Genomic DNA, 13,482 nt, shown 5'->3' with positions numbered 1-13,482 from the left:
GTAACCGGGAGACGTCATCTTTCATGACTGACTATTCGCCGCCATTAGACGACATTCGTTTTGTTCTTCATCATATTATCGGCCTTGAAACGGTTTCGGCCTTGCCCGGCCATGCCGATGCAACCGCCGATACCGTCGATGCGATCCTGGAAGAAGCAGGTAAACTGGCCACCAGCCAGCTGGCCCCGCTTAACCGGGTGGGCGACCTGCAAGGGGCGCAACTTTTGCCCGACGGCACGGTTAAAACACCGAATGGTTGGCAAGAAGCCTATCGCCAGTTTCAAAACGATGGCTGGCAGGGCATTTCCGCCAGCACGGAACATGGTGGCATGGGATTACCGGTTTTGGTCGGCGCGGCTGTTGGCGAAATGTGGCATTCGGCTAACATGGCATTTGCCCTGTGCCCGATGCTTACCGCTGGCGCGATAGAGCTTTTAACCCTTCATGGCACCGAAGGGCAAAAAAACCTGTACCTGACCCGGCTTATTTCCGGCGAATGGACCGGCACCATGAACCTGACCGAACCTCAGGCGGGGTCTGATCTCGCACAGGTTCGCACCCGTGCTGTTCCTGATGGCACGGGCGTATGGCGGGTCCGCGGGCAAAAGATTTTTATCACCTATGGCGACCATGACCTGAGCGAAAACATCATTCATCTGGTTCTGGCCCGCACACCCGATGCTCCGGCGGGGGTAAAGGGCATATCGCTTTTTATCGTGCCCAAATTTATCGCCGATAACGATGGCACCCTTGGCGCCCGCAATGATGTTCGCACCGTGTCGCTTGAACATAAACTGGGCATTCATGGCAGCCCGACCGCCGTTTTGGCATTTGGCGACGATGGCGGTGCCCTGGGCTATATGGTGGGCGAAGAAGGCAAGGGTCTGGCGGCAATGTTCACCATGATGAACAACGCCCGCCTTGCGGTTGGCCAGCAGGGCATTGCCCTTGGCGAACGCGCCTATCAACAAGCCCTTGAATATGCCAGAACCCGCATTCAGGGCAACCACCCGCGCACGGGTGCCCCCGGCCCGATTTTGCATCACCCCGATATTGCCCGCATGCTGATGCGCATGCGGGCCAGTACCGAAGCCGCGCGTGCCCTGGCCCTTTATGCCGCCAGCCTTCTTGATATTGCCCATCATCATGAAACTGCCAATGACCGGGCCAGCGCACAGGCCCGGGCGGACTTGCTTATTCCTATGGTTAAGGCATGGTCGACCGATTTGGGTGTGGAAAATGCGTCTCTGGGCATTCAGGTTCATGGTGGCATGGGCTATATCGAGGAAACCGGGGCCGCTCAACATTTACGCGATGCTCGCATTGCCCCGATTTATGAAGGCACCAACGGCATTCAGGCGCTTGATCTGATTGGCCGCAAACTTTTGCGCGATCAGGGTACTAGCGCCCTGGACCTGATCAACACAATACAAACTGACACCAGCGCCGCGCACGCACAGACACCGGAATTTCAACCGGTATTATCGAATTTTGACCGTGCAATTTCACATTTGCACGATTGCACGAAAAGCATTCTGGAATGCTGTGCCACCGACCCGGCCCTGGCACAGGCGGTTGCCAGCCCGTATTTGCGGCTTTTTGCCACCGTCTGCGGCGGATGGATGATGATTAGGGCGCATAACGCTTCGGATTTTGCCCGCCCGCATTTCTCCGCCGCTTTTATGGATCGCAAAGCAGCCTCGATCCATTTTTACCTGACCCAGATCATCCCTGAATGCGACATGCTGTCAACGCAAGTTAAAAACTGTCTTGATCCCGCATTATCGGGCGACGACAAAGACAGCCTGCTTGCAACCGACTTAAGCTTTGCCTGCTAGCAGATCATTGGAATGCTGTCCCGTACCCGACCAAGCTGATGATTTATTTTCAATTGGCCGGTTGCGGGACATGATCCCTGCCCCCCGGAAACAAAATAATAACGCGTTGCGAATGGTCTCAAACGACAAGGCAAGCATTCAATTGGCTATATGCGAAAAAATAGGGGAAATTTGGGCCAATTTCCTGTTTCTGTTTTTATCGGCTTCTCTATAATCCGCCCGATGAATCGCTTAACCCGATATATGCTTAAGCAGCAGCTTATCATGATGGTTTTTGTGACACTGGGCTTGCTCTGTGTCATCTGGCTGTCGCAAAGCCTGCGTTTTGTTGAAATGATCGTAAATCGAGGTCTGTCGATTGCGGTTTTTTTGCATTTGACCTCCCTGTTACTGCCCAGTTTTTTAACCATCATCCTGCCGATCGCTTTGTTTTTCGTGGTGGTTTTCACCTATAACAAGCTGATCCAGGATCGCGAGCTGATTGTCATGCGATCCGCCGGGCTTAGTCAGTGGGCACTGGCAAAACCGGCCATCCTTCTTGCCGTTGGCGTGGCTGCAGTCGGTTATTTTTTAACGCTCTATTATCTCCCCTACAGCTATCGTCAGTTCAAGGAACTGCAATACACCATCCGCAATGACTATTCCTCGGTGCTGTTGCAGGAAGGCAGTTTCACCGATATTGACGGATTGACGATTTATGTACGCGAAGTCGGGCAGGATAGCGAACTGATGGGCATTCTCGTCCATGATGCCCGCGATCCCAAGGCACAAAGCACCATGATGGCCAAAAACGGCGCCCTTGTCCGTACCGACAAAGGCCCGCGCATTGTGCTGCTTGATGGCAACCGGCAAGAGGTAAACACCGCCGACGGCACCATGTCGATCCTGTATTTTGATCGCTATGCCGTTGATATCGCCGAAGATGTCACTGACCCGTCCTTACGATACCTTGAGGCACGCGAACGCAGTGTTGGTAATTTGCTAACAGCAAAAGCCCCCGATATCCAGCAGCAGGATATCAACAAATACCGCGCCGAAGGCCATGAAAGGCTGATCACACCACTTTATGCCATCGGCTTTGCCGCGCTCGCCCTTGCTGTTTTAGTGTCTGGCAGCTTTTCACGCCGCACCCAGCATTCGCGTTTGCTCATTGCCATCGGCCTGATGATAGGCTGTGAAGCCATGTCGATTGCGCTAAAAAACATTGCCGCCAAGGACCCTGCCCTGATTGTGCTGATGTATATCAACGTGCTGGTGCCCATTGTCGGCGGATTATACTGGACCTTTCGCGGGCCCAAAATCACGCTGGCCCGCGAAACGGCCAAAGACCACGAAGAAGGATCCCGCATATGAGGATCTCGCCAATTTTAACGTGGTATTTCGGGCGCCATGTGCTGTTTTCAATTCTGGCAATTCTGGTGTTGCTGGTCGGTCTGATTTTTATCGGTGACACGATCGAGCTTTTGCGCCGTGCCAGCAGCCGCCCGGATGCAACCATGAGCATCGTCTTGCAAATGGCCACGGCACGCATTCCCTTTATGACCGAAAAGGTTTTGCCTTTTGGCGTTTTATTTGGCGCAATGTATTCGTTCTGGAAACTGACGGGCAATCAGGAACTGGTGGTTACCCGCGCCGCGGGCGTATCGGCGTGGCAGTTTTTGCTCCCCCCCTTGCTTTGCGCCTTTTTGCTGGGAACCATCCAGATCACGGCGTTAAATCCGCTATCGTCAATTTTGCTGCAAAAATACGAAAAGCTTGATGCCCGTTATCTTAAGGGTGTGTCGAGCGTGATGAATTTGTCTTCAAGCGGCTTGTGGTTGCGCCAGGGCACACAAAACGGCCAAGCGGTTATTTTTGCCCGCACCGTCCAGTCGCAGGAAGAAGAACGTATCGATTTGCGCGATGTCACGGTTTTCCGCTTTGAAAACCTGGATGATTTCACATCACGGATCGATTCTGCACGGGCGGTCCTTGAACCCGGTCTTTGGCATTTCTACGATGCCTGGAGCTTTGTGCCGGGGCAAAAAAGCACCTTCGCAAAAAACCTCGAACTGCCGACTAATCTGACTGCGCGTAAAATTCAGGACAGTTTCGCCTCACCCGACACCATGTCGTTCTGGGACTTGAAACCCTTCATTAATTTGCTGGAACGCGCAGGTTTCAACGCCAAACGGCACCGCATCCATTTCCACAGCCTGCTCTCACGACCGCTTCTTTTATGTGCGATGGTTTTGATTGCGGCCGCGTTCTGTCTTAAATTTTCTCGACGGCGCAGGGTGGCACTTGTTATCGGTGGTGGTGTCACCACCGGTTTTCTGTTGTATTTCTTTACCGACGTTGCGTCGGCACTGGGCGTTTCGGGCGGACTGCCGCCTGCCTTGTCGGCTTGGGCACCAGCGGGTATTTCCACATTACTGGGAATATCAACATTGTTACATCTGGAGGATGGCTAACTAGATGGCGGACTTGTCAGGGGGAAGTCTGAAGACACTGGCCGTATGGGGCATGATCGGGGGCATTGCTGCAATGACCGTTCCTGTCACCACCCATGCCCAGGGCACAGACACAGCACAGCCAAGCGTAAAAACCAGCACTCCGGCCGACAATAACGGGGAAAACGACGTATCGGCGCAGAAAAAAGAAAAAGAAAACCAGTTACTGTTTTCCGCCGACGAGGTTGATTACAGCGACGATCAGAAAACGGTGACGGCGCGTGGAAATGTTGAAATTTCGCGCGACAGCCGCGTTCTGATGGCCGACACCGTCAGCTATGACATGACGCGCGATATTCTTTCGGCCACTGGCAATGTCAAATTGCTTGAGCCAACCGGCGAGGTCATGTTTGCCAATTATGTCGAACTGACCGGGGATTTCAAGGAAGGCATCATCAAGGACATTTACATCCTGATTGATGACCATACCCGGCTGGCCGGTGTGGGCGCGCGGCGCAGCGAGGGTAATTTCACCGAACTGGCCAAAGCGGTTTACTCCCCGTGTAATGTGTGCGCTGACGACCCCGACAAGCCACCCCTTTGGCGTATTCGTGCCGCCCGCGTCATTCATGACCAGAAAGGCCAGAATATCGAATATCAGGATGCCCGTCTTGAATTTGAAGGCATCCCTATTCTTTACAGCCCGTATTTCAGCCATCCCGACCCCACAGTCAAACGCCGCTCCGGTATTCTGGCGCCAACATTTGGCAGCACAAGTTACGTCGGCAGCCGTTTTGAACTGCCATATTACTGGGTGATTGATAAATCGAGCGATCTTACCTTGCGCCCGATTATCACCGCCGAAAAGGGCCCCGTGCTGGCATCCCAATATCGGCGGAAATACGATACCGGCAACCTGGAAATCCTTGATAGCATCACCGAAGGTGGTGATGATGGCTGGCAAGGGCATGTTGATGCAACGGGCCGCTTTGATATTGATAAAAACTGGCGCTGGGGTTTTGACGCCGAACAGGCATCCAGCAAAACATACATGTCGCGCTATGGCTTTGGTTCGCCTTCTGTCCTGACATCGAATGTCTTTGGCGAACGCTTTACCGGCCAGAATTATGGTCGCATCGACGGATATTATTTTCAGGGCTTGAAAGAAGAAGACAACCGCGCAACCAGCCCGCTTGTTTTGCCCCATGCCCAGTATCATGGTCGCAGCGATACCAATCCCAACGGGTCTTACACAACATTCGATGTTGACGCCTTGTCCCTTTCCCGGCGCACCGGTGCAGATTCCAACCGTTTATCGGGAAAAGTCGGTTGGGAACGGCCCCATATTGGTGACTGGGGCGATGTGACCAAACTGTCCCTTTCCATGCGTGGCGATAGCTATATGGTCAACAACGTTACCCGCGACGGTCAGTCAGACTATACCGGTTATACAGGCCGCACAGTGCCGCTGGCCGCCATTGACTGGAATATGCCGTTTGTGCGCGATGAGGGCGGCTATCATCAGGTCATCAAGCCGATTGCGATGGTTGCCTGGTCGCCAAACGGCGGGAACCCCGACGAAATTCCCAACGAAGATTCCCAGTCTTTTGAATTTGATGACATCAATCTGTTTTCCCACGACCGTTACGGCGGACTGGATAAAACCGAAGACGGACTCCGCGCCAGTTACGGCATGGAATGGGGGGTTTATGGACAGAATGGCGGCTATACCAACGCCCTGTTCGGCCAAAGTTATCGCCTGGCGGATAACGGCACCTTTGCCGAAGGGTCAGGTCTTGATAAACACCTTTCGGACTATGTCGGGCGCGTCACCGTTGCCCCGAACCAGTATGTTGATCTAACTTACCGCTTCCGTCTCGATAACAACGACTTTTCACCGCGTCGCAACCAGTTGGCCGCCGGATTGGGCGAAGAACGTACTCTTCGTCTTGATCTGAGTTATTTGCAGCTTTCTGAAAATGCCGGCTCGGAAGAGTTTAATGATCGTGAAGAACTGTATTTCAAGGCACAACATCGCTTTGATGATCACTGGTCAGGCAATGGTTATGGCCGTTTCGATATGGACAGAAACGGCGACCCCCTTGAATACGGCATCGGCTTTGAGTACGAAGACGAGTGCTTTCTCTTCGACGGACGTGTGCGCCGGACCTTCTACCAGGATCAGGATCTTGGCCAGTCCGACGAAATTATGTTCCGCCTCGTCTTTAAGACATTGGGCGAATTTGCCTCGCAAGCAGGACTTTAACAGAATATGAGACCTTACATTTCCAGACCGCTTCGGCTTTGCGCGATGCTTGTTGGCATTGTTCTGTTAACCTTGTCGAGTGGCCTTGCCCGGGCCCAAACCACCATCGGCCTGGCCGCGGTGGTCAATGACGAACCGATTTCGGTTGTCGATCTGGTCGACCGGTTAAATCTTATTGCCGCCACGTCCAATATCCAGCTTACCGATGATCGGCGTCGCGAAATGATTCCGCAGGTTTTGCGCCAGTTGGTTGATGAAACCCTGCAAATGCAGGAAGCCAAGCGCCGCGGTTTTACCGTAAGCGATAGCGACATGAGCCGGGCGATGGGGGCTGTCGAACAAAATTCAGGCATGCCCGCAGGCGGCCTCGAACAATATTTGCAGCAAAACCATATCCCGCTGCAAACTTTGAAAGACCAGCTTCGCCCGCAAATTGCCTGGCAGAAAATTCTGGGCTCGATGCGCCGGGATATTGAAATTTCCGACAGTGAAATTGACGATGTTCTCGATCGCATCAAACGCAACCAGGACAAACCACGTACCAAGGTTCAGGAAATATTCCTGCCGATCGACAATCCGCAGGACGAAGCCAAAGTCCTTGACGATGCCCGCAAAATCCTGAACGCCTTGCAAAACGGCGCCAATTTTGAAGGGCTTGCCCGCCAGTTTTCAGCCAATGCCAGTGCCGCCAATGGCGGAGATCTTGGCTGGATGTCGTCGGGTGAAATGGAAAGTGCGCTTGAAGACACCATCAGTAAAATGTCGCCGGGCCAAATCAGCAACCCGATCCGAACGATACGCGGCTTTTATATTTTAAAATTGCTGGACCGCGCACAGGGCGACACCAATGCCAGCACCGATATCAAACTGGACCTTTACCAGCTTTTTATTCCGGTTGCCGAAAACGCCAGCCCTGACGAAATCAAAACCAAGGTTGGCATTTTGCAAAAAGCCCGCGAAACCGCAACCAGTTGCCAGGACATGGCTAATGTTGCTGTCGATCTGGGATCGGATTTGAGTGGCCGGACCAAGGGTGTTTCGCCACAGGAACTCTCGCCCATGGTTGCCAATGCCGTCAGCCCGCTTAAGGAAGGCGAAACCAGCAATGTGCTAAAAGTGGATGGCGGTGCGCTGGTTGTGATGTTATGTGGCAAAACAGTGCAAAGCACCCTGCCCGACCGCGAGACCATCCGCAATCGCCTGACCATGGACCGCCTGGAAATTGTCGCCCGGCGGAAATTGCGCGAGCTGCGCCGTCAGGCCTTCATCGATATCCGTATCTGATCCCGATAGCCAGGAGAACGCCAATGGTCGCACAACAGCCCAAACCCCTGGCACTGACCCTGGGGGATCCCGGAGGTATCGGCCCGGAACTGGCCCTGAAAGCCTGGCTCGCGTCCCGGTTGCCTGGCGAGGAAATGTCGGCAAACACTTGGAAGGGCAGCGCGATGCTGCCCTTTTGCCTGATTGCACCGGCACGGATCGTGCGTCAATATGCTGACCTGTTGACACTTGACGTGCCCATCGCCGTTATTGATGACCCGAGCCTGACACCCGACGTTTTTGTTAATGCATTGCCTGTTTTCGAAATCGCCGATAATGGCAGCATTGTTGAACCCGGTATTGCTGCCGCGACAACGGCCCCGATTGTGATCGACAGCATTAAAACTGCCGTCGCGTTGACCCGTCAGGGGCGTACATCGGCCGTGGTAACAAACCCGATCCAGAAAAGTGCTTTGTATCAAGCCGGTTTTTCCCATCCCGGCCATACCGAATTTCTGGCTGAACTTGCCGGGCCGGGAACCGTGCCGGTCATGATGCTTGCCAACAGCAAATTGCGCGTGGTGCCCCTGACCATCCATATTGCCCTGTCACAGGTGCAAACCGCCCTGACGATCGACTTGATCGTGACACAGGCAAAAATTACCGCCGCTGCCATGATGCGAGATTTTGGCGTGGCCCGTCCGCGTTTGGCCATTGCCGGGCTAAACCCGCATGCCGGCGAAGGCGGGGCCATGGGCACCGAAGAACAAACCATTATTGCACCGGCCATTACCCAATTGCAGGCCGAAGGATATGACGTAATAGGCCCCTTGCCTGCCGACACCATGTTTCACGAAGAAGCCCGTGCAGCCTACGATGTCGCCTTGTGTCCCTATCATGATCAGGCGCTGATCCCTGTTAAAACGCTGGATTTTCACGGCGGGGTTAACATCACGCTGGGCCTGCCTTTTATTCGAACATCCCCCGATCATGGAACGGCCCTTAACATTGCCGGTCAGGGCGTTGCACGCGTCGACAGCCTGCTTGCCGCCCTGAACATGGCATCTAAAATGGCCTGTAACCGCCTTTCACCTGAAAGCCCCACGATATGACCGACACGCCCCGGCAAACAGACATGGCCGCAGATAAAATGGCCCATGACGGCCTGCCGCCCCTGCGCGATGTCATCGCCCGGAATGATCTTTCCGCGAAAAAGAAGTTCGGTCAGAACTTTTTGTTTGACCTGAACCTGACCGGGCGCATTGCCCGTGCCGCAGCCCCGCTTGAAGATGCCACTGTCATCGAAATTGGCCCTGGCCCCGGCGGTTTAACCCGGGCATTGTTATTTAATGGCACCAAAAACCTGATCGTGATCGAGCGAGACCCCCGCTGTCAGCCGGTTTTAGCCGAAATCAGCGACCATTATCCGGGCTGTTTACATGTCATTGATGGCGATGCCCTGAACGTGGATGTAACAACACTAGGCCCGGCCCCGCGTAAAATCGTTGCCAATCTGCCTTATAATATCGGCACATTACTTTTGATCAACTGGCTGGAAAAAATTGATGATTTTGCCAGCCTGACATTGATGTTTCAAAAAGAAGTCGCCGAACGGGTTGTTGCCAAACCCAGAAGCAAGGCCTATGGCCGCCTGTCGGTTCTGTGCCAGTATTTGTGCCACTGCGACATCCAGTTTGATGTCCATCGTAGCGCCTTTACCCCGCCGCCCAAGGTCACATCAGCCGTTGTGCAACTTATCCCCAAGGCGGATCGCGGTACTGAAATTAACATTAAAAGCCTGGCAATCGTAACCCAGGCGGCCTTTGGCCAGCGCCGTAAAATGCTGCGCGCCAGCCTGAAAAGCCTCAATATTGATGTGCTGGCCTTGCTGGCACAGGCCAATATTGCCGAAACGTCGCGCGCAGAAGAACTCAGCGTCGAGGATTTTGTCCGTCTGACACAGCTATACGATGCGCTTGAAAAATAACAGCCGCCCGACGGACCAACACGTAACGGTCCTTCGGGCGGCCAGTTTCATTTTTTAATCCGTCAGAAGCTTTTTGACAAAAGCGGGCAATTCCATCTGGCGTTCGCGTTTCACGCGCTCAGCCCCGATAATATGCTCGACAGAGGCCAGACATTGTTTCAGGTCATCATTGACCAGAACATAGTCGAACTCCTCCCAGTGGCTGATTTCAGCCCCGGCCTTGGCCATACGTTTCATGATGACATCGTCGGCATCCTGGCCGCGATCGCGCAACCGGCGTTCCAGTTCGGCCGATGACGGCGGCAAGACAAAAATCGACACCACATCATCACCGCCTTTTTCGCGCAACTGGCGGGCACCTTGCCAGTCAATGTCAAACAGCACGTCACGCCCTTCTGACAAGGCCTGTTCGACCGGCTGTCGCGGGGTGCCATAATAATTGCCAAAAACCTCTGCCCATTCCAGCAGTTCATCGTCGGCAATCATATGTTTGAAACCGTCAACCGATTTGAAAAAGTAATGTACGGATTCTTCTTCACCGGGTCGCGCCGCCCGGGTGGTTGCTGAAACCGACAGCGAAATCTGACTGTCATTTTCCAGCAACTGCCGGGTAATGGTGGTTTTTCCCGCCCCCGACGGGGCACAAAACACCAGCATCACGCCGCGACGTTTATGCGAATCAATCATTTCGCCCTCCTTCACGCCAAACCTTTATTCCACGTTTTGAACCTGTTCGCGCAACTGGTCGATAATCACTTTCAAATCCATACCGCAACTGGTCAGTTCAATATCATTGGCTTTCGAACACAATGTATTGGCTTCACGGTTAAATTCCTGACACAGGAAATCCAGCTTGCGGCCAATTGCGCCGCCTTTGTCAATCATGGACCGGGCCGCCGCAATATGGGCTTTCAACCGGTCAATTTCCTCGCGGACATCCATTTTGGTCGCCAGCATCGCCGCTTCCTGATGCAATCGGTCGGCGTCAAACTGCCCGGCTTCCATCAATTCGCCAATCTGGCGCTGCAAACGGGCGCGAATGGCATCGGTGCGCGCACCGGCACAGCTTTCAGCCAAAACAACCGTTTCTGCAATCCGGTCGATATGACCTACCAGCATTTCATGCAGCTTGACCCCCTCGGCATCGCGATTTTCGCGCAACAGCACAATCGCCTGCTGCAGGGTTTTCATCATTTCTGCTTCGCGGGCTTCCCGGCCGGCATCATCTTCGGTCTGCTCAACGGCTTCAAGAACACCGCGCACATTTAGCAAATCGGCAATGCTGCCAACATCAAGCTGGCTGGTGCCGTGAAATTCTTCGGCCAGCCGCACCAGTTCTTCAAGCAGGTCACGGTTGATGCGATAACTGGAATCTTCACCAGGCCGGGTCACATTCAGGGACACCCCGATATTCCCGCGCTTGAACGTTTTTGAAACCGCATCCCGCACCGGGGCTTCCAGCCTTTCGGCACCATTCAGTCGGGCGCGAACGTCGAGTCCCTTGCCATTTACACTGCGAAGTTCCCAGACCCAGGAAAATCCATTTGCCGCACCGTCGGCGCGGCCAAACCCGGTCATGCTTGAAACGGTCATATTTCTGTTCATCCTGTTGTAATTTGTGAGGTTTTATAACGTTGCGCTGCGCTCAGGCCAAGGAATACTCGTTTGTGACAAAATATCGCGGTTCAAAAGATCTTTCATATTGATGCCCCATTCGTCGGACACTGTCCGTACCGGGTAAAAGAACCTGCACTTCGCATCCCAACAAAATGGAATACGTCCACGTATGTCTTTGCAATATAACGCAATCCTGATCACTGGTGCCAGTTCGGGTATTGGTGCCGCCCTTGCCCTGTATTATGCCCGCGCCGGGGTAACCCTGTTTATCAGCGGCCGCAACCAGGCACGGCTAAAACAGGTTGAAAACGATTGCCGCGCTGCCGGGGCCAATGTATTTGCCGATATTCTGGATGTAACCGACCGCAACATGATGACCGACTATGTTGGCAAATGCCATGGCATCATGCCGTTAAGTCTGGTCATTGCCAATGCCGGAATCTCTGCTGGAAGCGGCGATGACAGCGAAAGCCCCGATCAGGTCCGCCAGATTATGTCGACCAATATTGAAGGCGTGCTAAACACACTGGACCCGGCCATCGCGGCAATGAAACAACAACGTCGCGGCCAGATCGCCATCATGTCGTCACAGGCATCATGGCGCGGCCTGCCCTCGGCCCCGGCCTATTGCGCCAGCAAAGCCGCCATTCGTATTTACGGCGAGGCATTACGGGGAAACCTGGCACGCGACCATATCCGGGTAAATGTTATTTGCCCCGGCTTTGTCAAAAGCGGCATTACCGACGCCAATAATTTTCGCATGCCATTTTTAATGGAAGCCCCCAAAGCCGCAAAAATCATTGATCGCGGGTTAACCCGCAACAAAGCGGTCATTGCCTTTCCCTGGCAAATGAATATGGCAACCTGCCTGCTTAAACATTTGCCCTATTGGGCGTTTGACAGGCTGGCCGCCCGTTTACCCAAAAAAACGGCCCAGGCCTATAACCAGCCATAACCGGCAAAAACCCGTTTTCCCCGGTGCGAAAAAGACAAAAAAGCCCACATGACGGGCCTTTTACGTTCTCGCCGGGCCGGTTGGGCGTCGCGAACCGCGACGATCACGACACAGCCCCGAATGCTTAATTATTATTGCTGTCCGCCCGCAATTTGCGCCAGCGCGATACATTGCGGTTATGTTCGTCAAGCGTACGGGCAAAGGCATGCCCGCCGGTGCCGTCTGCAACAAAATACAACTCATCGGTCAGTGCCGGGTGCAACACCGCGTGGATGGCCTCGCGCCCGGGATTGGTAATTGGGCTTGGCGGAAGCCCCGTGACAACATAGGTGTTGTACGGGCTGTCAAATTTAAGGTCCGCCCGGCTTAGCGACCGGTCAAGCGGCAAATCAGGGCTGACGGCATAGGCAACCGTCGGGTCGGATTGCAACCGCATATTTTGCCGTAACCGGTTAACAAACACACCGGCAACCCGGGCGCGTTCGGCAGCAATGCCGGTTTCACGCTCGACAATCGAGGCCAGCGTAATCGCCTGTAGCCGGGTATCAAACGGCAAATCACCTGCGCGCTTGGGCCACAGCTTGTTAACCAGTTCGGTTTGGGCCTTCTCCATCCGGTCCAGAATGCCCTGCTTGGTATCGCCATAGGAAAACTGATAGGTTTCAGGCAACAACGTACCGTCATCGGGGATATGGGCGATGTCGCCCATCAGGCCATCAACCCGGCCCAACCTTGCAACAATCTCGACGCTGCGCAAACCCTCGGGGATGGTTACAAACCGCTTCACCGTTTCACCAGACGCCAGAATTTCGGCAGCCTGACGCGGACTGACACGGGCAGGAAAATGATATTCCCCGGCTTGCAGCGAATGATCCAGCCGGGATGCACGCACACCGGCCAGAAATATCAGGGGGTCGGAAACAATTTTTTGCCGTGCCAGCAAAACGCCAATCTGGCGCACACCGGTACCTTGTGGAATGACGAGGTCAATTCCCTGAGCAAGACGGCTGGGTGATGTGTAGGCAACATATACATACACCGCCGCGCCGCCAATGACGAACGCTGCGGTGATGCATAATGTACCAAGTAAGAGCAGAAAACGCCGCAATGCGTTCCCCCGCTAA

General features: G+C 54.1%; 11 protein-coding genes. 8 read left to right on the top strand and 3 right to left on the bottom strand.

The features are described 5' to 3' along the window. The first annotated feature begins 23 nt into the window (after nucleotides 1-23). From TMES_RS15085 to rsmA, 7 genes are all read left to right on the top strand, one after another. Nucleotides 24-1,838: an acyl-CoA dehydrogenase gene (locus TMES_RS15085; protein ID WP_085584014.1), complete on the top strand. Its 1,815-nt coding sequence runs from the start codon at nucleotides 24-26 to the stop codon at nucleotides 1,836-1,838. A 222-nt stretch (nucleotides 1,839-2,060) separates the two neighbouring features. Then, on the top strand, nucleotides 2,061-3,191 hold the full coding sequence (gene lptF, locus TMES_RS15080) for an LPS export ABC transporter permease LptF (protein WP_342746316.1): 1,131 nt from the start codon (nucleotides 2,061-2,063) through the stop codon (nucleotides 3,189-3,191). Next, nucleotides 3,188-4,291 carry an LPS export ABC transporter permease LptG gene (gene lptG / locus TMES_RS15075; protein ID WP_085584010.1) on the top strand — a complete coding sequence of 368 codons (1,104 nt, stop codon included), beginning with the start codon at nucleotides 3,188-3,190 and terminating at the stop codon, nucleotides 4,289-4,291. Before lptF ends, lptG begins: the two co-directional genes overlap by 4 nt. Before the next feature lie 4 nt (nucleotides 4,292-4,295). Beyond that, nucleotides 4,296-6,536: an LPS-assembly protein LptD gene (locus TMES_RS15070; RefSeq protein WP_245835458.1), complete on the top strand. Its 2,241-nt coding sequence runs from the start codon at nucleotides 4,296-4,298 to the stop codon at nucleotides 6,534-6,536. A 45-nt stretch (nucleotides 6,537-6,581) separates the two neighbouring features. Next, nucleotides 6,582-7,820 (top strand): peptidylprolyl isomerase, encoded by a 1,239-nt coding sequence (locus tag TMES_RS15065; protein WP_143589681.1) that lies wholly within the window; start codon nucleotides 6,582-6,584, stop codon nucleotides 7,818-7,820. A 23-nt stretch (nucleotides 7,821-7,843) separates the two neighbouring features. Beyond that, nucleotides 7,844-8,911, top strand: coding sequence for a 4-hydroxythreonine-4-phosphate dehydrogenase PdxA (pdxA, locus tag TMES_RS15060; protein WP_085584008.1), 1,068 nt, complete (start codon nucleotides 7,844-7,846; stop codon nucleotides 8,909-8,911). Between the two features lie 23 nt (nucleotides 8,912-8,934). After that, nucleotides 8,935-9,786, top strand: coding sequence for a 16S rRNA (adenine(1518)-N(6)/adenine(1519)-N(6))-dimethyltransferase RsmA (gene rsmA, locus TMES_RS15055; RefSeq protein WP_425444058.1), 852 nt, complete (start codon nucleotides 8,935-8,937; stop codon nucleotides 9,784-9,786). Between the two features lie 54 nt (nucleotides 9,787-9,840). Here the strand turns inward: rsmA and gmk are convergent, their stop codons facing one another. Beyond that, nucleotides 9,841-10,473, bottom strand: coding sequence for a guanylate kinase (gmk, locus tag TMES_RS15050; protein WP_085584006.1), 633 nt, complete (start codon nucleotides 10,471-10,473; stop codon nucleotides 9,841-9,843). A gap of 24 nt (nucleotides 10,474-10,497) precedes the next feature. Further along, nucleotides 10,498-11,379, bottom strand: a complete 882-nt coding sequence (locus TMES_RS15045) for a YicC/YloC family endoribonuclease (RefSeq protein ID WP_085584004.1) — start codon at nucleotides 11,377-11,379, stop codon at nucleotides 10,498-10,500. A 193-nt stretch (nucleotides 11,380-11,572) separates the two neighbouring features. Here TMES_RS15045 and TMES_RS15040 point away from each other — a divergent pair, with 193 nt between their 5' ends. Further along, on the top strand, nucleotides 11,573-12,358 hold the full coding sequence (locus TMES_RS15040; protein ID WP_085584002.1) for an SDR family NAD(P)-dependent oxidoreductase: 786 nt from the start codon (nucleotides 11,573-11,575) through the stop codon (nucleotides 12,356-12,358). A 124-nt stretch (nucleotides 12,359-12,482) separates the two neighbouring features. Here TMES_RS15040 and mltG read toward each other — a convergent pair whose 3' ends face one another. Further along, nucleotides 12,483-13,466, bottom strand: coding sequence for an endolytic transglycosylase MltG (gene mltG / locus TMES_RS15035; RefSeq protein ID WP_085584000.1), 984 nt, complete (start codon nucleotides 13,464-13,466; stop codon nucleotides 12,483-12,485). Nucleotides 13,467-13,482: the final 16 nt, after the last annotated feature.

Source organism: Thalassospira mesophila (assembly GCF_002115755.1).
Classification (GTDB): Bacteria; Pseudomonadota; Alphaproteobacteria; order Rhodospirillales; family Thalassospiraceae; genus Thalassospira; species Thalassospira mesophila.
Note: the sequence above shows the minus strand (reverse complement) of the source record. Positions and strands in the feature narration are given on the sequence as shown.

Bases quoted from the DNA above. Each gene is read 5' to 3' on its own strand.
- TMES_RS15085 (WP_085584014.1), top strand. From the start codon at position 24: ATGACTGACTATTCGCCGCCATTAGACGACATTCGTTTTGTTCTTCAT.
- lptF (WP_342746316.1), top strand. From the start codon at position 2,061: ATGAATCGCTTAACCCGATATATGCTTAAGCAGCAGCTTATCATGATG.
- lptG (WP_085584010.1), top strand. From the start codon at position 3,188: ATGAGGATCTCGCCAATTTTAACGTGGTATTTCGGGCGCCATGTGCTG.
- TMES_RS15070 (WP_245835458.1), top strand. From the start codon at position 4,296: ATGGCGGACTTGTCAGGGGGAAGTCTGAAGACACTGGCCGTATGGGGC.
- TMES_RS15065 (WP_143589681.1), top strand. From the start codon at position 6,582: ATGCTTGTTGGCATTGTTCTGTTAACCTTGTCGAGTGGCCTTGCCCGG.
- pdxA (WP_085584008.1), top strand. From the start codon at position 7,844: ATGGTCGCACAACAGCCCAAACCCCTGGCACTGACCCTGGGGGATCCC.
- rsmA (WP_425444058.1), top strand. From the start codon at position 8,935: ATGGCCGCAGATAAAATGGCCCATGACGGCCTGCCGCCCCTGCGCGAT.
- gmk (WP_085584006.1), bottom strand. From the start codon at position 10,473: ATGATTGATTCGCATAAACGTCGCGGCGTGATGCTGGTGTTTTGTGCC.
- TMES_RS15045 (WP_085584004.1), bottom strand. From the start codon at position 11,379: ATGACCGTTTCAAGCATGACCGGGTTTGGCCGCGCCGACGGTGCGGCA.
- TMES_RS15040 (WP_085584002.1), top strand. From the start codon at position 11,573: ATGTCTTTGCAATATAACGCAATCCTGATCACTGGTGCCAGTTCGGGT.